General features: G+C 73.5%; 22 protein-coding genes and 1 pseudogene. 10 read left to right on the top strand and 13 right to left on the bottom strand.

Annotation, left to right across the window (positions count from 1 at the left end; translation table 11 throughout):
- Positions 1-464: 464 nt before the first annotated feature.
- The gene (locus AC6I72_RS24580) at positions 465-1,910 is read left to right on the top strand and encodes a hypothetical protein (protein WP_498003347.1); all 1,446 of its coding nucleotides are present in this window, start codon (positions 465-467) and stop codon (positions 1,908-1,910) included.
- 206 nt (positions 1,911-2,116) lie between these two features.
- Here the strand turns inward: AC6I72_RS24580 and AC6I72_RS24585 are convergent, their stop codons facing one another.
- A complete protein-coding gene (locus AC6I72_RS24585) occupies positions 2,117-2,530 on the bottom strand; it encodes a VOC family protein (protein WP_037862111.1) in 414 nt (137 codons plus the stop codon).
- A 231-nt stretch (positions 2,531-2,761) separates the two neighbouring features.
- On the opposite strand from AC6I72_RS24585, the gene abc-f reads away from it, so the two are divergent.
- The 3 genes from abc-f to AC6I72_RS24600 all read left to right on the top strand — a co-directional run bounded on the left by abc-f (position 2,762) and on the right by AC6I72_RS24600 (position 5,953).
- Positions 2,762-4,360 (top strand): ribosomal protection-like ABC-F family protein, encoded by a 1,599-nt coding sequence (gene abc-f / locus AC6I72_RS24590; RefSeq protein WP_037862108.1) that lies wholly within the window; start codon positions 2,762-2,764, stop codon positions 4,358-4,360.
- Between the two features lie 377 nt (positions 4,361-4,737).
- On the top strand, positions 4,738-4,959 hold the full coding sequence (locus AC6I72_RS24595) for a helix-turn-helix domain-containing protein (protein ID WP_037862106.1): 222 nt from the start codon (positions 4,738-4,740) through the stop codon (positions 4,957-4,959).
- A 160-nt stretch (positions 4,960-5,119) separates the two neighbouring features.
- A complete protein-coding gene (locus tag AC6I72_RS24600; protein ID WP_498003348.1) occupies positions 5,120-5,953 on the top strand; it encodes an enoyl-CoA hydratase/isomerase family protein in 834 nt (277 codons plus the stop codon).
- Between the two features lie 250 nt (positions 5,954-6,203).
- Here the strand turns inward: AC6I72_RS24600 and AC6I72_RS24605 are convergent, their stop codons facing one another.
- The 4 genes and pseudogenes from AC6I72_RS24605 to AC6I72_RS24620 all read right to left on the bottom strand — a co-directional run bounded on the left by AC6I72_RS24605 (position 6,204) and on the right by AC6I72_RS24620 (position 8,415).
- On the bottom strand, positions 6,204-6,959 hold the full coding sequence (locus tag AC6I72_RS24605) for an SDR family oxidoreductase (RefSeq protein WP_037862103.1): 756 nt from the start codon (positions 6,957-6,959) through the stop codon (positions 6,204-6,206).
- Between the two features lie 4 nt (positions 6,960-6,963).
- Positions 6,964-7,212: pseudogene (locus AC6I72_RS24610) on the bottom strand (glycoside hydrolase family 15 protein); the annotation flags it as partial.
- A 92-nt stretch (positions 7,213-7,304) separates the two neighbouring features.
- Positions 7,305-8,132 carry an SURF1 family cytochrome oxidase biogenesis protein gene (locus tag AC6I72_RS24615; RefSeq protein WP_498003349.1) on the bottom strand — a complete coding sequence of 276 codons (828 nt, stop codon included), beginning with the start codon at positions 8,130-8,132 and terminating at the stop codon, positions 7,305-7,307.
- 49 nt (positions 8,133-8,181) lie between these two features.
- Positions 8,182-8,415, bottom strand: a complete 234-nt coding sequence (locus tag AC6I72_RS24620) for a metallothionein (RefSeq protein WP_078884318.1) — start codon at positions 8,413-8,415, stop codon at positions 8,182-8,184.
- Here AC6I72_RS24620 and AC6I72_RS24625 point away from each other — a divergent pair.
- The gene (locus AC6I72_RS24625) at positions 8,414-8,605 is read left to right on the top strand and encodes a hypothetical protein (RefSeq protein WP_498003350.1); all 192 of its coding nucleotides are present in this window, start codon (positions 8,414-8,416) and stop codon (positions 8,603-8,605) included. The two genes, AC6I72_RS24620 and AC6I72_RS24625, sit on opposite strands and share 2 nt — an antisense overlap.
- A 160-nt stretch (positions 8,606-8,765) precedes the next feature.
- Here the strand turns inward: AC6I72_RS24625 and AC6I72_RS24630 are convergent, their stop codons facing one another.
- On the bottom strand, positions 8,766-9,755 hold the full coding sequence (locus AC6I72_RS24630) for a DEDDh family exonuclease (protein ID WP_498003351.1): 990 nt from the start codon (positions 9,753-9,755) through the stop codon (positions 8,766-8,768).
- A 361-nt stretch (positions 9,756-10,116) separates the two neighbouring features.
- Here AC6I72_RS24630 and AC6I72_RS24635 point away from each other — a divergent pair, with 361 nt between their 5' ends.
- On the top strand, positions 10,117-10,827 hold the full coding sequence (locus AC6I72_RS24635; RefSeq protein ID WP_498003352.1) for a VIT1/CCC1 transporter family protein: 711 nt from the start codon (positions 10,117-10,119) through the stop codon (positions 10,825-10,827).
- A 168-nt stretch (positions 10,828-10,995) separates the two neighbouring features.
- On the opposite strand, the gene AC6I72_RS24640 is transcribed toward AC6I72_RS24635, so the two are convergent.
- Together AC6I72_RS24640 and AC6I72_RS24645 are read right to left on the bottom strand one after the other, a co-directional pair.
- Complete coding sequence (locus AC6I72_RS24640; protein ID WP_498003353.1) at positions 10,996-12,402, bottom strand: CoA transferase; 1,407 nt, start codon at positions 12,400-12,402, stop codon at positions 10,996-10,998.
- Between the two features lie 43 nt (positions 12,403-12,445).
- Positions 12,446-13,978 (bottom strand): S8 family peptidase, encoded by a 1,533-nt coding sequence (locus AC6I72_RS24645; RefSeq protein WP_498003354.1) that lies wholly within the window; start codon positions 13,976-13,978, stop codon positions 12,446-12,448.
- A gap of 660 nt (positions 13,979-14,638) precedes the next feature.
- On the opposite strand from AC6I72_RS24645, the gene AC6I72_RS24650 reads away from it, so the two are divergent.
- From AC6I72_RS24650 to moaA, 3 genes are all read left to right on the top strand, one after another.
- Positions 14,639-14,995 (top strand): DUF485 domain-containing protein, encoded by a 357-nt coding sequence (locus tag AC6I72_RS24650; RefSeq protein ID WP_037862093.1) that lies wholly within the window; start codon positions 14,639-14,641, stop codon positions 14,993-14,995.
- The gene (locus AC6I72_RS24655) at positions 14,992-16,641 is read left to right on the top strand and encodes a monocarboxylic acid transporter (RefSeq protein WP_498003355.1); all 1,650 of its coding nucleotides are present in this window, start codon (positions 14,992-14,994) and stop codon (positions 16,639-16,641) included. The genes AC6I72_RS24650 and AC6I72_RS24655 overlap by 4 nt, the downstream gene beginning before the upstream one ends.
- A gap of 238 nt (positions 16,642-16,879) precedes the next feature.
- Positions 16,880-17,869 carry a GTP 3',8-cyclase MoaA gene (gene moaA / locus AC6I72_RS24660; RefSeq protein WP_498003356.1) on the top strand — a complete coding sequence of 330 codons (990 nt, stop codon included), beginning with the start codon at positions 16,880-16,882 and terminating at the stop codon, positions 17,867-17,869.
- 38 nt (positions 17,870-17,907) lie between these two features.
- Here moaA and AC6I72_RS24665 read toward each other — a convergent pair whose 3' ends face one another.
- Positions 17,908-18,129 carry a hypothetical protein gene (locus AC6I72_RS24665; RefSeq protein WP_498003357.1) on the bottom strand — a complete coding sequence of 74 codons (222 nt, stop codon included), beginning with the start codon at positions 18,127-18,129 and terminating at the stop codon, positions 17,908-17,910.
- Between the two features lie 223 nt (positions 18,130-18,352).
- Positions 18,353-18,832 carry a DUF3099 domain-containing protein gene (locus tag AC6I72_RS24670; protein ID WP_498003358.1) on the bottom strand — a complete coding sequence of 160 codons (480 nt, stop codon included), beginning with the start codon at positions 18,830-18,832 and terminating at the stop codon, positions 18,353-18,355.
- Between the two features lie 303 nt (positions 18,833-19,135).
- Here AC6I72_RS24670 and AC6I72_RS24675 point away from each other — a divergent pair, with 303 nt between their 5' ends.
- Positions 19,136-19,423 (top strand): GlsB/YeaQ/YmgE family stress response membrane protein, encoded by a 288-nt coding sequence (locus tag AC6I72_RS24675; RefSeq protein WP_498003359.1) that lies wholly within the window; start codon positions 19,136-19,138, stop codon positions 19,421-19,423.
- A gap of 142 nt (positions 19,424-19,565) precedes the next feature.
- Here AC6I72_RS24675 and tyrS read toward each other — a convergent pair whose 3' ends face one another.
- The 3 genes from tyrS to AC6I72_RS24690 form a co-directional block, all read right to left on the bottom strand.
- Positions 19,566-20,834: a tyrosine--tRNA ligase gene (gene tyrS / locus AC6I72_RS24680; protein ID WP_498003360.1), complete on the bottom strand. Its 1,269-nt coding sequence runs from the start codon at positions 20,832-20,834 to the stop codon at positions 19,566-19,568.
- Between the two features lie 76 nt (positions 20,835-20,910).
- The gene (locus AC6I72_RS24685) at positions 20,911-22,305 is read right to left on the bottom strand and encodes a metallopeptidase TldD-related protein (RefSeq protein ID WP_498003361.1); all 1,395 of its coding nucleotides are present in this window, start codon (positions 22,303-22,305) and stop codon (positions 20,911-20,913) included.
- Positions 22,302-23,798, bottom strand: a complete 1,497-nt coding sequence (locus AC6I72_RS24690) for a TldD/PmbA family protein (protein WP_498004812.1) — start codon at positions 23,796-23,798, stop codon at positions 22,302-22,304. Before AC6I72_RS24690 ends, AC6I72_RS24685 begins: the two co-directional genes overlap by 4 nt.
- Between the last annotated feature and the right edge of the window lie 14 nt (positions 23,799-23,812).

Raw genomic sequence — 23,812 nt, forward strand, 5'->3', positions numbered from 1 at the left:
GTGCCCGGGCCGACGCGCCGTGTCCGGCCGGCCCGCGGGGCCCGGTCGGGCGCCCTGCCCGACCGCCCCGCTGGACCCCGCCCACTCGCCGCGCCCTGCCCACTCGCCCTGCCGGACGGACCCGCCGCGTCCGTCCGGCCCGCACCGCCCGGAACCCGCGGCTGCCGCCCGGAACCGGCGGCCGTCGCCAGGAACCCGCGGCCGTCGCCAGGAACCCGCGACTGCCGCCCGGAACCGTTGGCTGCCGCCCGGAACCCGCGGCCGCCGACCGCAAGCGGTCCCGACCCCGCCGGGCCCGTCCCGCGCCCCTCCCGCGGCGCGGGCCCGCCGGTTCCGTTTGGTGCCGCGCAGGCCGCCTGTTTCCGGCCGGTCGGCGCCCTCCCAGGCGGCCTGCCTCGATCTTCTCCGGCGCCCCCGTGGCATTCCGTTTGGGTTTTCGGACCGTCAACCGGAAGACTGCACCCGTGACGTCCCGTATCCCGCGCGACTCCAGGCTTCGACTCGTCCGCCCACGACCCCTGGCCGCCGCCCCCCGAGCCGTGAACCAGCGGCGCTCGCAGCGCCCCGCCCCGCGCCCCCCGGAGGGCACCCCGGCACCCGCGGAACTGGCCAGAATGGCGCGCTCCGGCCTCGCCGGGGCGGCCCGCGTCGCCCGCTGGGCCGACGCCGCCCTCGGACCGGGCCGGGCCGGGGCGACCGCCGACGGCAAGGCCACCCTCTCCGCGGCCAGCGCCCGGCGGGCGGCGGACGAGCTGGGCCTGACCACCGCTCAGGTCCGGGCCGAGTGGGACACCGCCCGCCTCGCCGGACTCATCGAGGTGCACGGTGACAGCGCCCGCCCCGGCTGGCGGCTGCGCGCCTGGGACCGCGACGACAGCGCGGTGCTGCGCGGCTGGGTCGCCCTGTTCGACGCCTGGTCGCTCGCCTGCCCGGAGCCCGACGGCCAGGAGGCCGCCGCGGTCGCCGAGGTCGTCTCGGCCATGCCGCAGGTGCTCTCCTTCCTCCAGCTCTCCGCCGGCCCGGTACCCGTCGAACAGCTCCTCGACCTCCTCGGGCAGCGCGTCACCGAACTGCGCACCGAACGCTGCGAGGTGCCCTACGACCCGCAGCTCGAACCCGCCGGACCCCCGGCCCACGCCACGGGCCCGGGCGCCGCGGGGACCGAGGACGTCCCGCGGGCCTCGCCGGCCGCCCTCGCCCCGCTTCTCGACTGGGCGCTGCGCGCCCTCGCGTCCGTCGGCGCGCTCACCTACGGTGACGGGCAGGCCACCCTCACCCCGCTCGGGAGCTGGGCGGTCTGGGTCAAGCTGGAGCAGATCTGCGTCGCCGCGCAGAGCCCGGCGGGCAACATCGAGCAGGCGGCCGAGGACATGCTGCGCGGCTGCGCCCAGCTGCGCCCCAACGCCGCCCGCGCCGAGTACCGGGCCTGGCTCGCCGCACGTCCCGTGGGCAGCGCGATCACCGAGCTGCTGGGCGCGGCCCGCGGCGAGGACGCCCTGCTGCGCGGCCTCGCCTTCGAGGCGCTGCGGGTGGTCGGCGCCCCCGCCGAACCCGAGGTGCGGGCCGTGCTCGACGAGCCCGCGCTGCGCCCGTACGCCCTGCTGTGGCTGGCCGAGCACGACGGTGTCGACCCGGAGGACGCGCACGAGGTCCTCACCCGCGAGGAGGCCACGTGGCTGTGGGTGGACACCGCCGCCGCCGTCGCCGATCACGGGGAGTCCCCGATGCTCGTACGGCACCTGGAGTCGGCGCTGCAGCCCACCGTCCCCGCCCTGCTCGACGAGGTGCGGGCCGTCGGCCACCCCCGCACCGTGCAGGTGCTGGTCGCGCTCGCCGCCGCACACCCCGACCCCGCGCTGGCCAAGGCCGTCCGCAGAGCCGCCTTCCAGGTGCACAGGGGCGGCAGCTAGCCCCCTGACCCACCGCGGCACCGGCGGCCGGAGCCCCCGCCCGCCGGTCCTCGGCTCCCAGGGTCCCTGAGCCGCGGGCCCCCTGCCCCCCGGCGCCTTCGGCCCCGGGCTCTCGGCCCCTGAGCCCCCGACCCCTGAGCCCCCGACCCCTGAGCCCCCGGCCCTCGCGGGGCCTTCAGCTCTCCACGGGCCCCGGCGAGGGGTGTTCAGCCCTCCATGCGCGGCGCGTACGTGCCGAAGCTCCAGATGTTGCCCTCGGTGTCCCGGGCCATGTAGTCCCGGGAGCCGTAGTCCTGGTCCGTCGGGGGCATCAGGATTTCCGCGCCGTGGTCCACCGCCCGCTGGTGATGGCCGTCCACGTCGTCCACCACCACGTAGACCCCCACCGGCCCGGCGCCGCGCATCGCCTCGTCGAAGCGGCCGCCGTGCCCCTTGGAGCCCAGCATCACCGCGCCGTTGCCCTGCACCAGCTCGGCGTGCCGGATCAGGCCGTCCTCGCCCTCGTACACGGACAGCTCGGTGAAACCGAAGGCCTCGGTGAGCTGCCGCAGGGCCGCCTTCGCGTCCGCGTACAGCAGCGTCGGGTAGATGCTGGGGCGTCCGCCGGCCGGGTACGCCATGCCGACCACTCCTTCGTGAGCGTCCTCGCCCGGGGAACCCGGTCCGCCGCCCAGTCTGGCAGCGGGCGACGGCGACGCCCCGGTATGAGCGCCGCGCCCCTCGCAAACACCCGGGAAAACCGCTTGCGCGCCCCCGTTAGACTGTTCCGCATGGCCTTTCTCCTCGCGCATTAGACGGCGGGAACGTCCTCAGCCGCCCAACCCGCCAACGACCCGCCCTGGAGTCTGTCCGTGATCTCCGCTTCCGGCATCGAGCTGCGCGCCGGTGCCCGCATCCTCATCGAGAACGCCACCTTCCGTGTCGCCAAGGGCGACCGCATCGGCCTCGTCGGCCGCAACGGCGCGGGCAAGACGACCCTCACCAAGTGCCTCGCCGGCGAGGGCATCCCGGCCGGCGGCACCATCACCCGTTCCGGTGAGGTCGGCTACCTCCCGCAGGACCCCCGCACCGGCGACCTCGACGTGCTGGCCCGCGACCGGATCCTCTCCGCGCGCGGCCTGGACGTCCTGATCCGCAAGATGCGCGAGAACGAGCAGCGCATCGCCACCGGCAAGGGCTCCACCCGCGACAAGGCGATGAAGCAGTACGAGCGCCAGGAGACGGAGTTCCTCACCAAGGGCGGGTACGCCGCGGAGGCCGAGGCCGCCACCATCGCCGCCGCGCTCAACCTGCCCGACCGGGTGCTCGGGCAGCCCCTGCACACCCTCTCCGGCGGTCAGCGCCGCCGTATCGAGCTGGCCCGCATCCTGTTCTCCGACGCGGACACCCTGCTCCTCGACGAGCCGACCAACCACCTCGACGCGGACTCGATCATCTGGCTGCGCGACTACCTGAAGACCTACCGCGGCGGCTTCATCGTGATCTCCCACGACGTCGACCTGGTCGAGACGGTCGTCAACAAGGTGTTCTACCTGGACGCCAACCGCTCCCAGATCGACATCTACAACATGGGCTGGAAGCTCTACCAGCAGCAGCGCGAGGCCGACGAGAAGCGCCGCAAGCGGGAGCGCGCCAACGCCGAGAAGAAGGCCGCCGCCCTGCACTCGCAGGCCGACAAGATGCGCGCCAAGGCCACCAAGACCGTCGCCGCGCAGAACATGGCCCGCCGCGCCGACAAGCTGCTCTCCGGCCTGGAGGCGGTCCGCCAGTCCGACAAGGTCGCCAAGCTGCGCTTCCCCGAGCCCTCGCCCTGCGGCAAGACCCCGCTGATGGCCGAGGGCCTGTCGAAGTCGTACGGCTCGCTGGAGATCTTCACCGACGTCGACCTGGCCATCGACAAGGGGTCCCGGGTCGTCATCCTCGGCCTCAACGGCGCCGGCAAGACCACCCTGCTGCGCCTGCTCGGCGGTGTGGAGAAGCCCGACACCGGTCAGGTCGTCCCCGGCCACGGCCTCAAGCTCGGCTACTACGCGCAGGAGCACGAGACCCTGGACCCGGAGCGCACCGTCCTGGAGAACATGCGTTCGGCCGCGCCCGACATGGACCTCGTCGAGGTCCGCAAGGTGCTCGGCTCCTTCCTCTTCTCCGGCGACGACGTCGACAAGCCGGCCGGGGTCCTCTCCGGCGGTGAGAAGACCCGCCTGGCGCTGGCCACCCTGGTCGTGTCCTCGGCCAACGTCCTGCTGCTCGACGAGCCGACCAACAACCTCGACCCGGCCAGCCGCGAGGAGATCCTCGGCGCGCTGCGCACCTACAAGGGCGCCGTCGTCCTCGTCACCCACGACGAGGGCGCGGTCGAGGCGCTGCAGCCGGAGCGCATCATCCTGCTGCCCGACGGTGTCGAGGACCTGTGGGGCGCGGGCTACGCGGACCTCGTCGCCCTCGCCTGATCCCGCCGGCCGCCCCTGCTCCCGCCCTCGGCTCCGTCCCTGGCCGGGGGCTGATCAACGGCGTATGGATCATTCGGCCCATCGGTGATCCGTCATCTGCGTGAGATCTCCTCGTACCGGGGTGTGTCGTCCACGTATTTTCCGGCCGAGCCCTTATGTGCCAAGGGCTCGGCCGTCGTGCGTCTCTGACCTGGCACTTCGCGGAACAACCCGTTCGGCGGTACGGACGGCGACGTGCGGAATTCGAGATTCCGCATGTGGGGACGCACTCCTGTCGTCACAAGCCTGTCTCACGGACCTTGCCGAATGGGTGGCCATGAGGCCCCGGAGGGGTGATCATGAGGGGACCAGAGCGCACTTCCCATGAGGAGGCACGGGTGGCCGAGACTCTGAAGAAGGGCAGCCGGGTGACCGGCGCCGCGCGCGACAAGCTCGCGGCAGACCTGAAGAAGAAGTACGACGCCGGTGCGAGCATTCGGGCGTTGGCCGAGGAGACCGGCCGCTCGTATGGCTTCGTGCACCGGATGCTCAGCGAGTCGGGCGTCACGCTCCGTGGGCGTGGCGGGGCGACGCGGGGCAAGAAGACCGCGTCCGCCTGACCGACCGCGGGCGGTCCATCGGGCTTCGACGGTGGCCACCCGGTCGGTCGACCGGCCGGCTGGGTGGTTACTGTGCAGTCACTTACGGATTCCCGTACGTCCTCGTACAGCGGTACGACCGTACGGCGTCCAGGCTGACCGCACCCACCGGAGGCGCACCATGGCTTCGCCCGACACCGAGCACGACCTGGAACCAGTACGCGAACCAGTACTCGACACAGTTCTCGACAAGGACGGCGTACGGCTCACCGTGGACGACGCGGTCGCCACGGTGACGCTGACCAACCCGGCCAAGCGCAACGCGCAGAGCCCCGCCCTGTGGCGCGCGCTCGCCGAGGCCGGCCGGCTGCTGCCGGGCTCCGTCCGCGTCGTGCTGCTGCGCGCCGAGGGGAAGTCCTTCTCCGCCGGGCTGGACCGGCAGGCGTTCACGCCCGAAGGCTTCGACGGCGAACCCTCGTTCCTCGACCTCGCGCGCGGCGACGACGCCGCACTGGACGCGACCATCGCCGAGTACCAGGAGGCGTTCACCTGGTGGCGGCGCAGCGACGTCGTGTCCGTGGCCGTGGTCCAGGGCCACGCCATCGGCGCCGGCTTCCAGCTGGCGCTCGCCTGTGACCTGCGCGTCGTCGCCGACGACGTGCAGTTCGCCATGCGCGAGACCAGCCTCGGACTGGTCCCGGACCTCACCGGCACCCATCCGCTGGTGGGCCTGGTCGGCTACGCCCGCGCGCTGGAGATCTGCGTGACGGGCCGCTTCGTCACCGCCGAGGAGGCGGTCGCCTCCGGCCTGGCCAGCCTCGCCGTGCCCCGCGACCAGCTGGACGCCGCCGCGGCCGACCTGGCCTCGGCGGTCCTCGCCGCGCCCCGCAGCGCGGTCATCGAGACCAAGGCCCTGCTCCAGGGTGCGCGGGAACGTTCGTACGAGGAGCAGCGCGCCGCCGAGCGGCAGGCGCAGGCCCGCCGCCTGCGCGACCTGGCCGGCCTCGGCGAGTAGCCCCCCGGCGCCCCCGCGCCCCGCGTCCGCCGACGGAAGCCTCGCCTCCGCCGCCCGCCGCGGTCCTTGCGGACGACCACGGGAGGCAGCGGCGCACCGGGACGACGACGGCGGCCGTGATCCTCCGGGACGACGGCAGGCGGCCGGCGCACCGCGCGGGGCCGGACGGCGGCGGCCAGACGGCGGCGGACGGACGTCGGCGGGCGGTCGGGGCGGGGGCGAGGCTCCCGCCCCGGCAGCGCGTGCCCGCTCAGAAACCGTGCCGGAACCCGCCGTCCACGGGCAGCATGACGCCCGTGAGGTAGGACGCGGCGGGGGAGAGCAGGAACGCCGCGGTGCGCCCGAACTCCTCCGGCGTGCCGTACCTGCGCAGCGGGATGCGCGACTCGTTCGCGGTCCGTGTCGCCCCCGGGTCCGCCGACAGACCGTCCAGCTCGCGCACCCGGTCCGTGTCGATGCGGGCCGGCAGCAGGCCGACGACCCGGATGCCGCGCGGCCCCAGCTCGTCCGCGAGGGACTTGGCGAACCCGGCGAGCCCGGGCCGCAGACCGTTGGAGATGGTCAGCCCGGCGATCGGCTCGTGCACCGAACCGGACAGCACGAAGCCGATGACACCGCCCGCCTCCAGCTCCGCCGCCGCTGCCCGCGCCAGCCGCACCGCGCCCAGGAACACCGACTCGAACGCCGCCTGCCACTGCTCGTCCGTGTTGTCCGCGACGAAACCGGGGGGCGGCCCGCCGACGCTGACGAGCACACCGTGGAAGCCGCCGAAACGCTCGCGCGCGGCGGCGATCAGGCGCGCCGCGGCCTCGGGGTCCGCGTTGTCCACGGCCACCCCGACGGCGTTCGGGCCCAGCTCGGCCGCCGCGTCCGCCGTCCGCTGCTCGTCCCGTCCGGTGACGACCACCTTCGCCCCGTCCGCGACCAGCTCGCGGGCGGTGGCACGGCCCAGCCCGCGGGTGGCTCCGGTGACGACGTACACCCGGTCCTTCAGTCCAAGATCCATGGCCCTATCCTGCCCGGTCGCTCCCGTCCGGGGCGAGGGCGGTGTTCACCAGGCCGATGTGGCCGAACGCCTGCGGGAAGCTGCCGAGCTGCCGCCCGGTACTCCTCCGCAGGCAGCCCCACGTCGTCGATGAGGCCGGCCAGCCGGGCGACCAGCTCCCGGGCCTCCTGGACCCGGCCGGTCATGTGCAGCGCGTCGGCGAACCAGAAGGAGACACCAGGAAGCTGCCCTGACCACCCGGAAGCCCGTCGACATGAGCAGCAGGGCGGCGTCCAGCTCCCGGGACCCGTCCCGTACGACCGGTGCGGGGCCCCTGTGCCCCGGCCGCCGCGTGACGGGGGACCGCTACACCGCGGCGGGCTCCGACTCCTCGCGGGCGGCTTCCTCCGTGGCGCCGGTCCGGTCCCGCAGCTCGCGGCGGGCCAGGATCAGCCAGCCCACGGGGACGCAGGCGGCGAACAGCCACCACTGGACCGCGTACGGCAGGTTGATGTCGTCGACACCGATCCAGCTCGTGTCCTCCTTGGGCGACGGGATCAGCTCGGGGCTGCCGCCCTTCGGAGCGGGCGCGGTCAGCTCGATGTAGCCGTTGAGCACCGCCTTGGCCGTGCTGTCGCCCGAGTCCCGCAGGAGCGCGCCGACCTGCTCGCTGTTGATCAGCATGATCTGGCGGTCCGGCAGACCCTTGACGTTCTTGATGCCGCTGGCGGCCGTCGTCTGGTCCTGCATCAGGCGGCCGGTGATCGTGACGTCGCCCGCCGCCGGTGCCGGGATCTTCGGGAAGGCCGACTGCGAGGCGGGTGACGCGACCCAGCCCCGGTTGACGAGGAGGACCTTGCCGTTGTCCAGCACGAAGGGGGTCAGGACGTGGTAGCCGACCTGGTCGTCCGCGTTGGTGCGCCGGCGCACCACGAGTTCGTGCGCCGTGTCGTAGTGCCCCTTGGCGGTGACCCGGCGGTAGATGTCGTCGTGCGCGACCGATCCGCCGACCGAGGTCAGCGACTCGACGGGCACGGGCGGCGCCGCCAGCGAAGCGGCGATCACCTGGTTCAGTGCCTGCCGGTGGTCGTGGCGGTGCAACTGCCAGAAGCCCAGCCAGACCATCGTCGGGATCAGTGCGATCGCGAAGAGGGTGAGGATCACCCACTGGCGGGTCAACAGGAAGCGGTACACCCCACGACGGTACATCCCGGGCCGTGGGGCGTTTTCGGCAGGGGTGTCCTCACACACTGTCGACGATGCCGACCCTCCCCTCCGCGCGGGCGCAGTGACCGCCGCAGTACCAGTGGCCGTCGACCTCCACGCCCTGGCCGATGATCTGCACCCGGCAGTGCTCACAGATCGGTGCCATGCGGTGGATCGCGCAGGAGAAGCAGTCGAAGACGTGCACCGCGCCCTGGGCGTGCACCTCGAAGGTCATACCGTAGTCATTGCCGCACACTTCACATCTCGCCATGCGCCACAGGGTGAGCCGTGGCCGTCACGCGGGCGAGCGGGCGGCGGGCGAGTCGCCCGCCAATCACCCGTACGCCCCCTCGCACGGGCACACCCCCGGGCTGGCGGTACGCGCCTGGGGGGTGCGCGCCTGTGCGGGCGGCGCGGCCTGGGCGGGCGGTCCCGCCCGCGCGCACGCGATACGCGCCTGAACGAGCGGTACGCCTTTTCGTCTGCTCTCACCTCGCGCGCCCCGCACGCTCCCGGCGCGTCTCGGCTCCCCCGCGCGCCCCGCCGGCGCCACGCGCTCCCGCGCCTCGGGCCCACCACAGGTCTCGCGGGCGCCGTGCGCTCCCGCCCGCGCGCCGGCGCTCAGGCGCCGTCCGCGGGCTCCACGTCCCTCAGAAGCTGTCCGAACGCCGCCTCGTCCACCACCGGCGTGCCGTACTGGCGGGCCTTGGCGGCCTTGGACGTCCCCGAGTCCGGGTCGTTGGTGACGAGCAGGCTGGTCAGCCGGGACAGGCTGGTGGCGACGTGCAGGCCGGCCTCGGTCGCCCGGTCCTCCAGCAGTTCACGCTCGACGGAGGTGTCACCCGAGAAGGCGACCCGCATACCCTGTTTGAGCCGTTTGCCCGCTTCATAGCGCCCCGGGTTGGGATAGGGGCACGCGGGCCTTTTGCGGGACGGGCGCCAACTGCCCGCCCGGTAGCCGCCGTAGCCGCCGCCCGACTGCTGCCGGGGCACCGGCCGGTCCGACCACTCCGTCAGCGGACGGCACTCCAGCAGCGGCAGCCGGACGCCGCCCGCCGCCGCGGCCCGCAGGCTCGGCCGGAACGCCTCCGCCAGGACCCGCGCGTCGTCCAGCGCGTGGTGCGCCCGCTGCTGCACCACGCCGAAGTGCGCCGCCAGCGACTCCAGCTTGTGGTTGGGCAGCGGCAGGCCCAGCTCCTTGGAGAGCGCGATGGTGCACAGCCGCTGCCGCACCGGCGCCTCGCTCTTCGCGCGCGCGTACTCGCGGGCGATCATCTGCCAGTCGAAGACCGCGTTGTGCGCCACGAGCACCCGGCCGTCCAGCCGGGCCGCGAACTCGTCGGCGACCTCCGCGAACAGCGGCGCGCCTTCGAGCACCTCGCTGGTCAGTCCGTGGATCCAGACCGGCCCCGGGTCCCGCTCCGGGTTGACCAGCGTGTACCAGTGGTCCTCGACCTCGCCGCGCGCGTCCAGCCGGTAGACCGCCGCGGAGATGATGCGGTCGTCCCGGGCCAGGCCGGTGGTCTCCACGTCAACGACCGCGTATCCCTGCGGATACGCGGTCGGCCACGGTGTGGGGGAGGGCCCTGCGAGGGTTCGGTCTTCCAGCATGGTCACTGAGGATACGGGCCGTGACTGACAGCCCGGCCCCGCAGGTGTCTTCCGCCGCCCTCCGCCGTCCCCGCCCGCCGTCCGCGAGCCGGTGAGCCCGTGCCCGCCGCCGGCGGCGCCGCCTCCTCGCGCCCGGGTGCAAGCCCGCGCGCGCGAGCGGGAGTTCGCGCCGGTGACAGTGTGGAGCGGGTACGGGTGCGGCGGCGCGACGCGCGTACGGGCGTCGCGGTGCGCAGCACGTCCGGGCGTGGCGGAGCAGGAGCGGCGGACGGGGACCCGCGGCCGGCCGGGGTGGCTTCACCCGCACGGGCGCGGGGGGCGTGGCAGCCCCCGTGGCCGCGGCCGTGCGATCCTCCCTGCTGTGACCGAACCCACGCACGACGAGGCACACGGCGGGGCCCTCGGCTCCCGCCTCAACTGGCTGCGGGCCGCCGTCCTCGGGGCGAACGACGGGATCGTCTCCACCGCCGGCCTCGTCGTCGGTGTGGCCGGGGCGACGGACTCCCGGGCGGCGCTGCTCACCGCCGGGCTGGCCGGTCTGCTGGCCGGATCGATGTCGATGGCCGCGGGGGAGTACGTGTCGGTGTCCACCCAGCGGGACTCGGAGAGGGCCGCGCTGGCGCTGGAGAGGCGCGAGTTGCACGAGCAGCCGGAGGCCGAGCTGCGCGAGCTGACCGAACTGCTCCAGGAGCGCGGGCTCTCGCGCGAGGTGGCCCGGGAGGCGGCCGAACAGCTCACCGCGCGGGACGCGCTGCGGGCCCACGCGCGCGTGGAGCTGGGCATCGATCCCGACGAGCTGACCAATCCCTGGCACGCGGCCTGGGCCAGCTTCCTGGCCTTCACGGCGGGCGCGTTGCTGCCGCTGCTGGCCATCGTGCTGCCGCCCGCCCACTGGCGGCTGGCGGTCACCGTGCTGTCCGTGCTGGCCGCCCTCGCCCTCACGGGCTTCAGCAGCGCGCGGCTCGGGGCGGCGCGGCCCGGCCCGGCCGTGCTGCGCACCATGACCGGCGGGGCGCTGGCCATGGCGGTGACCTACGCGGCGGGCGCACTGCTGGGCGAGGTGGGAGCGTGACGCCCGCCCCGCCCCCCGCTCTCCGCGCGCGGGGGTGCGGGTGGGGAGCGGGGCGGGCGTCGGCACCGTGAGCAGCCCGCCCGGGCAGGCGCGCCCGCTCGGCACCCGCTCAGGCGCCGGTTCGGCACCTGGGCAGGCGCCCGCTCGCGCGCCCGCTCGCGCGCCCGCTCAGGACCAGCGCGCCTCGTCCGTCCCCCAGGGCCCCGGCGGCCGGGCCCAGTCGGTGGGGCCACCGGTGAAGGCGACGGGCGACCCGGCGTGGCGCAGTCTTCCGATCCGGCTGTCCGTTTCGCCGAGCCAGGGCCCGGGACCCTCGTAGGGCGCACCCTGCTCGCTCCGCACTCCGCCGCCCGGCCCGGCGGAGCCCGTCAGCCATGCCGCCGTGCGGGCCAGAGCCAGCCGTACGAGCCTGCTGCCGCCCTCCTGGGACTGCTCGGTCAGTGCCCGCAGCACGGCCGCCGCCAGCAGGTAGCCCGTGCCGTGGTCCAGGGCCTGCGCGGGCAGCGCGCCCGGCCGCCCGTCCGTCCCCTCGGCCGCCGCGATACCGGTGGCGACCTGGACGAGGCTGTCGAAGCCGCGCCGCCCGCCCCACGGCCCGTACCCGCCCCACGCGGACACCTGGGCCACGACCAGACCGGGCCGCCGCTCGGCCAGCGCCTCGGGGGAGAGGCCGAACCGGTCCAGGGTCCCGGGCCGGTACCCGGTGACGACCACGTCCGCATCGGCGAGCAGGCTCTCCAGGACCGCCCGGCCGGTGGTGAGGTCCAGCACGGCCGACCGCTTCCCGAAGTCCGTGTCCGCGTGCTGGTCGGCGAGTTCGGGCAGGTGCGGCGGGTCCAGCCGCAGGACGTCCGCGCCGAGCAGCGCGAGGGTGCGGGTGGCGACGGGACCGGCCAGGACCCGGGTCAGGTCCAGCACCCGCAGCCCGGCGGCCGGCAGCGTCACCGGGCCGTCGAGGGGGGCGAGCACGCGCGCGCGTGCCGTGTCGAGGCGGGTGCGCTCGACCAGCGGCCGGGCGGCCACCTCGGCCGCCTGCGGGTGCGCCGCCCACTCCTCGGGGGTGCGCAGCGCCACGGCCAGCCCGCCGGCCGCGTACACCCTCTCCTCGACGTCGAGGGCGGACCGTCCAGCGAGCGCGGACTCCACCGCGGCCACCGCCGCCGTGCCGTCCTCGCCCTCGGCCGCCCCGGGCGGCAGACCGAGGGCGGTGAGCAGCCGCGCGCGGTGGTGCGGGTAGTTGGCGTGCGTGCGCACCCAGCCGTCGGCCGTCCGCCAGAACCGCGACAGCGGCGCGAAGGAGACCGGCGCGCGCCCGTCGACGAGCAGGTGCCGTTCACTGGCGAACGCGGCCGCCAGGGCCCCGTCGTCGACGCGCACGGCGGGCGCCTGGGCCGTATCGGTCCGCCGCGCCGCCAGTTCGGCGGCGGCCAGCGAGCACGCGCCGACGCACGCGCGTGCCAGATCGCGCACGGGAAGGCGCGCGGTGAGCGCGCCTTCCCGTTCCACGAGGGTGATGCGTTCCACGAGGCCGGGGTCACCGCCCAGCGCGGACCATGCGAACGGGATGTCAGTCATGACCGCACTATGCAGCAAGGACCGCGTCCCCCGGCAGGCCGGGCTACCTGGTCACCGCGGCCAGCGCGTCCGCGGTGCCCCAGCCGTAGAAGCCGTTGCGGTTCTTCGTGCCCTCGCACACCGCGTCAACCTTGCCGTCCCCGTCGATGTCGTAGGGGTCCGTGCACGGCGTGGCGGAGGCCTCCGCGTACAGCAGCGCCTTCACCAGCGCGGCGGGGGCGTGCGGGTGCGTGGACTTGATGAGGGCGGCGACACCGGCGACGTGCGGGCTCGCCATGGACGTACCCGCCATGTAGCCCCACTTGCCGCCCGGCAGCGGACCGAGGATCAGTCCGCTCTGCGCGGGGGCGTCCGGCTTCTGGTACGCCGTCGAGTCGCCGCCCGGCGCGGCGATGTCGATGACACCGAGCCCGTAGTTGGAGAACGACGACTTGATGCCCTTGGCGCCGGTCGCCGCGACGGTGACCACGCCCGGCAGCTGGGTGGGGATGTCGTAGCACTTGCGCGGGTCGATCACCCGGTCGCCCGGAGTGGTGTCGTTCGGGGAGGACGGGTCCGTGATCGAACGGGCCGCCAGGTCGTAGTTCTCGTTGCCGGCCGCCGCGACGTTGACGGTGCCCTTGCGCTCGGCGTACTGCGAGGCCCGCCGGACGGCGTCCACCAGCGCCTTCTGGTCCGGGTCGTCGGTGCAGTTGAAGTACCACGGGTCGGTGTAGTAGCTGTTGTTGGTCACGTCGACGCCGTGGTCGGCCGCCCACACGAACCCGCACACCACGGCCTCGGCGTAGAAGAAGCCGTCCGGGTTGCCGACCTTGATGCCGGAGACCTTCACGCCCGGTGCCACACCGGTGATGCCGACGCCGTTCTTGGCGCCCGCGATCTCCCCGGCCACGTGCGTGCCGTGCGGGCTCTCGGAGGCGCTCGGCCGCCAGGCGCCGTCCGTGGTGTCCGGCTTGCCGGAGACGCAGTTGACGGAGGCCCGGCGGTCGAAGTTCGGGGCGATGTCGGGGTGCGTGTCGTCCACGCCGGTGTCGATGACGCCGACCGTGACGTTCGGGCTGCCGAGTGTCTTGAGGTGCGCCTTGTCCGCCTTGATGGCGGGCAGGTCCCACTGCAGGGGCTCCAGCGGGTCCTGCCCGGCGGCGGCCCTGGTGCCCGCGCCGGCCACCTGGGCGGCGGTGAGCGGCTGCGGGGTGCCGACGTCGGTGGTCGACTGGGCGGGCAGCGGCGCGGTGCGCGTGGCGCCGGCGGAGTCGACGCCGTGGACCTTGCGGATGGCTGTGGCGAAGCCGGGCTCGGCGGAGTGGACGACGATGACGCCGATGCGGTCGTACGAGGTCACGATGGTGCCGCCGGCCTTCCCGATCGCCTGCTTCACCTGCGCCGATATCCCGTGCCCGGGGCGGACGTTGACGACGTAGCTGAGCTGGGCGGCGTCCGCCTGTGCGGTGTGGGCGGCGGGCGCGGCCGGGGTCGCCGACGCGGTCGCGCCGGGCAGGAACGCCACGGCGGTGGCCATGGCCATTCCGAGCGGGAGGGCGAGGACGCGGCGAGCGCGCGGCTGGGACGCTGTCATGTGTCTGTGTCTCCAGAGTGTTTCGCGGTGGCATGGGTACAGCGGTTCGCGAGTGGTGCTCGAAACGGAGGATGTGGCAGGAGCCGCACGCGCGCGGACGAAGGCGCGGGCGGGCGGCGGGCCGTGTGCGCGGCCCCTCGCCGTCGCCGGCGCCGTCAGGGCCGCCGGCCGGGGCACGCCCCGCGCGCGTGCGCGCCGGTGTGACGGCCGGGTCCGGCGTTGACGGCGTGCGCGGCGGCGGACGGGCCCGCGGTACGGACCGCACGGCCGGTGCCGGGCGCCGCGGGAACCGTGCCCGCGCCGTCGCGGGACGCGCCGGCCGGCGACGGCGCGACCGGGACGTGCGGCGCGGTCCGGTGTGCGGAACGCAGACGGGCCATGGGGTCTCCACATCATCCGGGTGCGGCACCGCCCGAGCCACGGGTACGGCTCGGGCAGGTACATGACGGGTGGTGCAGGGCGAAGCTATCCCGCCGTCTCACCGGCCAGCAATGACTTGGCAATGACTTGTCCAGGCCACTTGCCGAAAGAACTCATAGGACTTGAACCGGTCCTCGCGTGGCGCCGTGGACCTTGGACAGGGAGCCCGAGCACCATCGAGCCCCCTGTCGCATCCGCATCCGTATCCGCTCACCGAGATCCGCACCCGAGGAGACAGACGTGGCCACCGAGACACCGCCACCCTCGAAGACCCAGTCCCCCCTCCCCTCCGCGCAGGAGTACTCCACGGTGGCCCAGAGCGCCGAGTTCGGTGAACTGCGCCGCTCCTACCGCTCGTTCGCCTTCCCGCTGACCCTCGCCTTCATCGCCTGGTACCTGCTCTACGTCCTGCTGTCCAACTACGCGGGCGGCTTCATGGGCACCAAGCTCTTCGGCAACATCAACGTCGCCCTCGCCCTGGGCCTCGCCCAGTTCCTCACCACGTTCCTCATCGCCTGGTGGTACGCGCGGCACGCCGCCACGAAGCTCGACCCCAAGGCCGAGGCCATCAAGTCCCGGATGGAGGGCGGAGCATGACCGCCGCGACCCACCCCGCCGCGCACACCGCGCACACCCTGCTCGCCGCGGGCGGCGCCGCGAGCGAGCACCGGACGCTGATCATCACGCTCTTCTCGGTCTTCGTCGCCGCGACCCTCGTCATCACCGTCTGGGCGGGCCGGCAGACCAAGGACGCCGCCGACTTCTACGCGGGCGGACGGCAGTTCACCGGATTCCAGAACGGCCTCGCCGTCTCCGGCGACTACATGTCCGCCGCGTCCTTCCTCGGCATCGCCGGCGCCATCGCCCTGTTCGGCTACGACGGCTTCCTGTACTCCATCGGCTTCCTGGTCGCCTGGCTGGTCGCCCTGCTCCTGGTCGCCGAACCGCTGCGCAACTCCGGCCGCTACACCATGGGCGACGTCCTGGCGTACCGCATGCGCCAGCGCCCGGTGCGCACCGCCGCCGGCGCCTCCACGATCGTCGTGTCGATCTTCTACCTGCTGGCCCAGATGGCGGGCGCGGGCGTCCTCGTCTCGCTGCTGCTCGGCATCACCAGCGACGGCGGCAAGATCGGCATCGTCGCGCTGGTCGGCGTACTCATGATCGTCTACGTCACCATCGGCGGCATGAAGGGCACCACCTGGGTGCAGATGGTCAAGGCCGTACTGCTCATGGTGGGCGCGATCCTGCTGACCTTCCTGGTGCTGCTGAAGTTCGACTTCAACGTCTCCGACCTGCTCGGCCGCGCCGCCGACAACAGCGGCAAGGGTGCCGCCTTCCTGGAGCCCGGCCTGAAGTACGGCGCGACCGGGACCACCAAGCTGGACTTCCTCTCGCTCGGCGTCGCCCTGGTGCTCGGCACCGCGGGACTGCCGCACATCCTGATCCGCTTCTACACGGTCCCGACCGCCAAGGCCGCCCGCAAGTCCGTGATCTGGGCGATCGGCCTGATCGGCGTCTTCTACCTGATGACGCTCGCGCTCGGGTTCGGCGCCGCCGCGCTCATCAAGCCGGACGAGATCGTCGCCTCCAACAAGGCGGGCAACACGGCCGCCCCGCTGCTCGCCCTGCACCTGGGCGGAGTGGACTCCAACTGGGGCGCCGTCCTGCTGGCCTCCATCTCCGCGGTCGCCTTCGCCACCATCCTCGCCGTCGTCGCGGGCCTCACCCTCGCCTCGTCGTCCTCCTTCGCCCACGACATCTACGCCAACGTGATCAAGAAGGGGCAGGCCACCGAGAAGCAGGAGATCAGGGCGGCCCGCTGGGCGACCGTCGGCATCGGCGCGGTCTCCATCGTCCTGGGCGCCCTCGCCCGCGACCTGAACGTCGCCGGACTGGTGGCGCTCGCCTTCGCGGTCGCCGCCTCCGCGAACCTGCCCACGATCCTCTACAGCCTGTTCTGGAAGCGGTTCACCACCACGGGCGCCCTCTGGTCGATCTACGGCGGCCTGGTCACCGCCGTCGGCCTGGTGCTGTTCTCGCCCGTGGTGTCGGGCAAGCCCACGTCGATGTTCCCGGACGCCGACTTCCACTGGTTCCCGCTGGAGAACCCCGGCCTCATCTCCATCCCGGTCGGCTTCCTGCTGGGCGTCGTGGGCACCCTGCTGTCCAAGGAGACACCGGACCCGGCGAAGTACGCGGAACTGGAGGTGCGGTCCCTGACCGGAACCGGGGCGCACTGACCGGCCGGAGCCCGCCGGCCCGCAGCGCACCCGCACCCGCGTGCAGCAGCGCGCACCGGGGACGCGTCCCGGGCGGCGGCCGTGCCGTGGGGATCGTAGAGACCTACGACACGGCCGCCGCCCACGTCGTGGGATCGGGACCGGTGTAGCTGTCGGTTCCGTCACGTAGGCTCGCAGGAGAAGGAACACGAGGCCGAGGACGAGTGTTCCGCTGTCAGGCGAAGAGGGAGGGGGCCACGTGCTCATCGACACCTACGGCCGGGTGGCCACCGACCTGCGGGTCTCACTGACCGACCGGTGCAACCTGCGCTGCACCTACTGCATGCCCGAGGAGGGCCTGCAGTGGCTCGCCAAGCCCGATCTGCTCACCGACGACGAGATCGTCCGGCTGATCGGCATCGCGGTCACCTCCCTCGGCATCGAGGAGGTCCGCTTCACCGGCGGGGAGCCCCTGCTGCGTCCCGGCCTGGTCGGCATCGTGGAGCGCGTCGCGGCCCTCGACCCGCGCCCCCGGATGTCCCTCACCACCAACGGCATCGGGCTCAGGCGCACGGCGGCGGCCCTCAAGGCGGCCGGCCTCGACCGGGTCAACGTCTCCCTGGACACCCTGCGCCCCGACGTCTTCAAGGCCCTCACCCGCCGGGACCGCCACAAGGACGTCCTCGACGGACTCCTGGCCGCCCGCGACGCCGGACTGACCCCGGTGAAGGTGAACACCGTCCTGATGCCCGGGCTGAACGCGGACGAGGCCCCCGACCTGCTCGCCTGGGCCGTGGAGCACGACTACGAACTGCGCTTCATCGAGCAGATGCCGCTGGACGCCCAGCACGGCTGGAAGCGCGAGGGCATGGTCACCGCGGGGGACATCCTCGCCGCGCTGCGCACCCGCTTCACGCTGACCCCCGAGGGCGTAGACGAGCGGGGCTCGGCCCCCGCCGAGCGGTGGATCGTCGACGGCGGCCCGCACCGCGTCGGCGTCATCGCCTCCGTCACCCGCCCGTTCTGCGCCGCCTGCGACCGCACCCGCCTCACCGCCGACGGCCAGATCCGCACCTGCCTGTTCGCCACCGAGGAGACCGACCTGCGGACGGCCCTGCGCTCGGGCGCACCCGACGAGGAGATCGCCCGCCTGTGGCGGCTGGCGATGTGGGGCAAGAAGGCCGGTGCGGGCCTGGACGACCCGTCGTTCGTCCAGCCCGACCGCCCGATGTCCGCGATCGGCGGCTGACGGCGGCCGGATCCGCCGGGCGCCCGGCGCGCCGGGGCTCAGGCCTCTTCGGACGCCTGCCACTCGGTCAGCAGGACCACGTCCTTGAGGAAGCCGCGCACCCCGAGGAACTGCGACAGGTGCTCCCGGTGCTCGTCGCACGCCAGCCACGTCTTGCGCCGCTCGGGCGTGTGGATCTTGGGGTTGTTCCAGGCCAGCACCCACACGGCGGCCGCACGGCAGCCCTTGGCGGAGCAGATCGGGGCGGTCTCGTCACTCACAGTTCGTCTCACAGCCACTGCACACAAGGCGACGCCGAGCAGCCACGGGGGGAGCTGCCCGGCGTCGGTCCGTCGCTCCGACGGGGGATGCGGAGCGCGTAGGAAGTATGTCACGGGTGACCCGTCGCCCGGGACCGGAACAACATGATTGATCTGAGCATTTCTTGAGGTTCGCCCCCGGCGTGCAGCGCTGCGCACCGGGCGGCCGGGCGGACACCGCCGGTCACACCCCGTCGCGGCGCTCCCGCGCGGCGCCCGCCGTACCCGTCGCCCGGTCGCCCGCCGCCTCCTCGGCGGCGGATCGCGCGAAGCCGTTCCCGGAGCCGCCGGTGCCGGTGTCCTCGCCGGCCCCCGCACCCTCGCCCGGGCCGTCACCGGTGGCGTCGTCCGTCGTCCGCGGCGCCGTGATCATCGGCTTCGTGGGCACGGTGACGAAGGTCGACGGCAGCTTCGGCGCGTTCTCCCGGCCGGCGTTGGCGATCACCACGGCGATGTACGGCAGCGCCGCGCCGAGCACCAGGGCCACGATCGCCACGTACCGCTCGACGTTCCACAGCGTCACCGCGAGGAGCACCGCCACCGTACGGATCGCCATGGAGATGACGTAACGGCGCTGACGGCCCCGGACGTCCTCCTGGAGGCCCGTGCGGGCACCGGTGATCCGGAACACCTCGACGCCGCCACCGCCATGCTGCTTCCGCATCACACTTCCACCATCCGCCCGCATCGGACACCGCCCCGGTCCGTCTCCGGCTCCCGGCCGAGGACACCGGCCCGGCCCGCACTCGCTCACCCTCCACGGTACGCCGCGCCCACCCCGCCCACGAGACCGGGTCGCCCCCACTGCCTGCGTGTCTGCCTGCGCGAACGGCGCACGCACCCCCCGTCGGGCGCGGTGCGCACGCGCTCCGCGCCCGGCGTCCGCGGCGGCGCCCGACATGCGCCGCAGGGTCGGCCCCCCGACACTGGCGGTAATGCTCACGTCGAGCCGGACGAGGAGGCAGCCATGGGCTGGTTGTGGGCGATCATCGTGGGTTTCATTCTCGGCCTGATCGCCAAGGCGGTCATTCCCGGCAAACAGCACAGCCCGCTCTGGCTGACCACCATCTTCGGCATGCTCGGCGCCATCGCGGGCAACGCCGTCGCCCGGGCGGTCGGTGTGGAGTCCACACGCGGCATCGACTGGAGCCGGCACATCTTCCAGCTCGTCGCCGCGATCATCATCGTCGCCATCGGCGACATGGCGTACATGGCGTTGTGGGGCAACCAGCACCGGCGACGCGAACGGGCGTGATTGCAGCGGCACCGGCCGCCGCGACGGCACGGACCACGCCGAGGGAACGGCACGGACCACGGCGAAGGAACGGCACGGACCACGACGAGGGGCGGCCCCGGGACCAGCGTCCCGCGACCGCCCCTCGGGTCACCGCGTCCGGTCAGCCGGCCGTGACCTCGACCGCCGCCAGGTTCTTCTTGCCCCGGCGCAGCACCAGCCACCGTCCGTGCAGCAGGTCCTCCCGGGCGGGCACGGCGTCCTCGGCGGTGACCTTGACGTTGTTCACGTAGGCACCGCCCTCCTTCACCGTGCGGCGCGCGGCCGACTTGCTGGGCGCCAGCCCGACCTCGGCGAACAGGTCGACGACCTGACCCGGCTCCGCGACCCGGACGTGCGGCACCTCGGCCAGCGCCGCGGCCAGCGTCCGCTCGTCCAGCTCCGCCAGCTCGCCCTGCCCGAACAGCGCGCGGGAGGCGGCGACCACGGCGGCGGTCTGGTCGGCGCCGTGCACCAGCGTCGTCAGCTCCTCCGCCAGTGCGCGCTGCGCGGCCCGCGCCTGCGGACGCTGCAGCGTCTGCTCCTCCAGCTCCTCCAGCTCCTCGCGGGAGCGGAAGGACAGGATGCGCAGGTACTTGGAGATGTCCCGGTCGTCCACGTTCAGCCAGAACTGGTAGAACGCGTACGGCGTCGTCATCTCCGGGTCGAGCCAGACGGCGCCGCCCTCGGTCTTGCCGAACTTGGTGCCGTCCGCCTTGGTCATCAGCGGCGTCGCCAGCGCGTGCACGCTCGCGTCCGGCTCCAGCCGGTGGATCAGGTCCAGCCCGGCGGTGAGGTTGCCCCACTGGTCGCTGCCGCCCTGCTGCAGCGTGCAGCCGTGGCGCCGGTAGAGCTGGAGGAAGTCCATGCCCTGCAGGATCTGGTAGCTGAACTCGGTGTAGCTGATGCCCTGGTCGGACTCCAGGCGCCGGGCCACGGAGTCCTTCGTCAGCATCTTGTTGACGCGGAAGTGCTTGCCGATGTCCCGCAGGAACTCGATCGCCGACAGGTTCTGCGTCCAGTCCAGGTTGTTCACCATGACCGCGGCGTTCTCGCCCTCGAAGGACAGGAACGGCTCGATCTGCCGACGCAGCTTCTCCACCCAGCCGGCCACCGTCTCCGGCGCGTTCAGCGTGCGCTCGGCCGTCGGGCGGGGGTCGCCGATCAGGCCCGTGGCACCGCCGACCAGCGCCAGCGGCCGGTGACCGGCCTGCTGGAGCCGGCGCACGGTGAGCACCTGCACCAGGTGCCCCACGTGCAACGACGGCGCGGTCGGGTCGAAGCCGCAATAGAACGTGACGGGACCGTCCGCGAGCGCCTTGCGCAAAGCGTCCTCGTCGGTGGACAGGGCGAACAGCCCACGCCACTTCAGCTCGTCGACGATGTCCGTCACGGTTCTCGTGTCTCCTAGGTGATGCAGGGATGGTGCTCAGGGGCCTCGGGCAGTCGGGTGACGGCCGACTACGAGGTTATACGCCCTGACTGACAGAGCTCATGTTGAAATCCGGGACGCGCAGCGCGGGCATCGCGGCCCGCGTGAACCAGTCGTTCCACTCCCGCGGCAGCGTCCGCTCGGTGCGCCCGGCCTCCGTCGCCCGGCCCAGCAGGTCCACCGGCGACTCGTTGAACCGGAAGTTGTTGACCTCGCCCGTCACCTCGCCGTTCTCGACCAGGTACACCCCGTCGCGGGTCAGACCCGTCAGCAGCAGCGTCGCCGGATCCACCTCACGGATGTACCACAGGCAGGTCAGCAGCAGCCCGCGCTCCGTCCCGGCGACCATCTCCTCCAGTGAGCGCTCCCCGCCGCCGTCCAGGATCAGGTTCCCGGCCGAGGGGGCCACGGGCAGCCCGGTCAGGGCCGCGCTGTGCCGGGTGGTCAGCAGGTGCGCCAGGCGCCCGCCGCCGATCCACTCGGTGGCGCGCACCGGCAGCCCGTTGTCGAACACCGACTGGTCGCCGCCGGAGGAGTGCGCGACGACGAACGGCGCGCACTGCAGGCCCGGCTCCTGCGGGTCGCTGCGCAGCGTCAGCGGCAGCTCGCTGAGCCGGTCACCGACCCGCGTGCCGCCGCCCGGCCGGGAGAACACGGTCCGCCCCTCGGCCGCGTCCCGGCCCGAGGAGGACCAGAGCTGGTAGATGAGCAGGTCCGCGACCGCGGCCGGCGGCAGCAGCGTCTCGTAGCGCCCGGCGGGCAGATCCACCCGCCGCCCGGCCCAGCCCAGCCGTACGGCCAGCTCCGCGTCCAGCGCCGTCGGGTCGACGTCCTTGAAGTCCCGCGTGGCCCGCCCCGCCCAGGCCGAGCGGGTGCGGTCCGGGCTCTTGGCGTTCAGCTCCAGGGTGCCGCTGGGCTGGTCGTGGCGCAGGCGCAGCCCGGTCGACGTGCCCACGTAGGTGGACACCAGCTCATGGCTGGCGAAGCCGTACAGCTCCCGGCCGCCGGCCCGCGCGCGGGCGAACGACTCGCCGAGGGCGGGCGCGAAGTCCGCGAACACCGCGGAGGAGGTCTCGGCGGGCGCGTCGGTGAAGTCCGGGGACGCGGGCACGCCCGTGACCAGCGGCTGCGCGTCCTCGGCGGGACCGGCCGACCGCGCGGCGGCCTCGGCGGCCCGCACCAGCGGCTCCAGCTCGTCCGCGCCCACCGCCGACCTGGACACCACACCCGAGGCGGTGCCCTCCTGGCCGTCGACGGTCGCGACGACGGTGAGCGTGCGCCCGCGCGTGACGCCGTTGGTGGTGAGCGCGTTGCCCGCCCAGCGCAGGTTCGCGGTCGAGACCTCGTCCGCGATGACGACGCACCCGTCGGCCCGGGACAGGGCGAGGGCGCGCTCGACGACCTCGTGCGGCTTGCTCGTACGCGGACTCATCGACCGGCCTCCTGGGTGGTGTTCAGGATGTTGACGCCCTTGAAGAGGGCCGAGGGGCAGCCGTGGGAGACGGCCGCGATCTGACCCGGCTGGGCCTTGCCGCAGTTGAAGGCGCCGCCGAGGACGTACGTCTGCGGCCCGCCCACGGCCGCCATCGAACCCCAGAAGTCGGTCGTGGTCGCCTGGTAGGCGACGTCCCGCAGCTGGCCGGCCAGCCGTCCGTTCTCGATCCGGAAGAACCGCTGTCCGGTAAATTGAAAATTGTACCTTTGCATATCAATGGACCATGACCGGTCCCCGACCACGTAGATGCCCCGCTCGACCCCGCCGATCAGGTCCTCCGTCGACATCCCCGCGGGATCCGGCAGCAGCGACACGTTCGCCATGCGCTGCACCGGCACGTGCCCGGGGGAGTCGGCGTAGGCGCACCCGTTGGACCGCTCGAACCCGGTCAACCGCGCGATCCTGCGGTCCAGCTGGTAGCCCACCAGCGTCCCGTCCTTCACCAGGTCCCAGGACTGCGCCTGGACCCCCTCGTCGTCGTAGCCGACGGTCGCCAGGCCGTGCTCGGCGGTGCGGTCGCCGGTGACGTTCATCAGCTCCGAGCCGTACCGCAGCTTGCCGAGCCGGTCGAAGGTGGCGAAGGACGTACCGGCGTAGGCGGCCTCGTAGCCGAGCGCCCGGTCCAGTTCGGTGGCGTGCCCGATGGACTCGTGGATGGTCAGCCACAGGTTGGACGGGTCGACGACCAGGTCGTAGACGCCCGCCTCGACGCTCGGCGCGCGCATCTTCTCCGCGAGCAGCGCGGGGATCCGCTCCAGCTCGCCGTCCCAGTCCCAGCCGGTCCCGGTCAGGTACTCCCAGCCGCGCCCCGCCGGCGGGGCCAGCGTCCGCATCGAGTCGAACTCCCCGCTGGCGCCGTCCACCGACACGGCCGTCAGCTGCGGGTGCAGCCGCACCCGCTGCTGCGTGGTCACGGTGCCCGCGGTGTCGGCGTAGAACTTGTTCTCGTGCACGGTCAGCAGCGAGGCGTCCACGTGGTCCACGCCGTCAGCCGCCAGCAGCCGCGCGCTGAAGTCGGCGAGCAGCGCCGACTTCTCCTCGCCGGGCACCGCGAAGGGGTCGATCTCGTACGACGACACCCAGGTCTTCTCGGCGTGCACGGGCTCGTCGGCCAGTTCCACCCTCTCCTCGGACCCGGCCGCGGCGATCACCTGCGCGGACAGCTTCGCCATCGCCACCGCCTGCGAGGCGACCCGGGCGGCGGCGTCCATGGTCAGATCCACCCCGGACGCGAACCCCCACGTACCGCCGTGCACGACCCGCACCGCGTACCCCAGGTCGGTGGTGTCCGAGGACCCGGCCGGCCGCGCGTCCCGCAGCCGCCAGGACGCGCTGCGCACCCGCTCGAACCGGAAGTCGGCGTGCTCGGCGCCGAGCGCCCGCGCGCGGGCCAGCGCGGCGTCGGCCAGGGCGCGCAGGGGGAGTGCCATGAAGGCTTCGTCGA

The organism is Streptomyces sp. Xyl84 (genome assembly GCF_059731885.1).

Bases quoted from the DNA above. Each gene is read 5' to 3' on its own strand.
- AC6I72_RS24640 (WP_498003353.1), bottom strand. From the start codon at position 12,402: ATGACTGACATCCCGTTCGCATGGTCCGCGCTGGGCGGTGACCCCGGC.
- AC6I72_RS24670 (WP_498003358.1), bottom strand. From the start codon at position 18,832: ATGCGGAAGCAGCATGGCGGTGGCGGCGTCGAGGTGTTCCGGATCACC.
- AC6I72_RS24630 (WP_498003351.1), bottom strand. From the start codon at position 9,755: ATGCTGGAAGACCGAACCCTCGCAGGGCCCTCCCCCACACCGTGGCCG.
- AC6I72_RS24685 (WP_498003361.1), bottom strand. From the start codon at position 22,305: ATGAGTCCGCGTACGAGCAAGCCGCACGAGGTCGTCGAGCGCGCCCTC.
- AC6I72_RS24645 (WP_498003354.1), bottom strand. From the start codon at position 13,978: ATGACAGCGTCCCAGCCGCGCGCTCGCCGCGTCCTCGCCCTCCCGCTC.
- AC6I72_RS24625 (WP_498003350.1), top strand. From the start codon at position 8,414: ATGCGCCACAGGGTGAGCCGTGGCCGTCACGCGGGCGAGCGGGCGGCG.
- AC6I72_RS24585 (WP_037862111.1), bottom strand. From the start codon at position 2,530: ATGGCGTACCCGGCCGGCGGACGCCCCAGCATCTACCCGACGCTGCTG.
- AC6I72_RS24690 (WP_498004812.1), bottom strand. From the start codon at position 23,798: ATGGCACTCCCCCTGCGCGCCCTGGCCGACGCCGCGCTGGCCCGCGCG.
- AC6I72_RS24600 (WP_498003348.1), top strand. From the start codon at position 5,120: ATGGCTTCGCCCGACACCGAGCACGACCTGGAACCAGTACGCGAACCA.
- AC6I72_RS24655 (WP_498003355.1), top strand. From the start codon at position 14,992: ATGACCGCCGCGACCCACCCCGCCGCGCACACCGCGCACACCCTGCTC.
- AC6I72_RS24605 (WP_037862103.1), bottom strand. From the start codon at position 6,959: ATGGATCTTGGACTGAAGGACCGGGTGTACGTCGTCACCGGAGCCACC.
- AC6I72_RS24620 (WP_078884318.1), bottom strand. From the start codon at position 8,415: ATGGCGAGATGTGAAGTGTGCGGCAATGACTACGGTATGACCTTCGAG.
- AC6I72_RS24675 (WP_498003359.1), top strand. From the start codon at position 19,136: ATGGGCTGGTTGTGGGCGATCATCGTGGGTTTCATTCTCGGCCTGATC.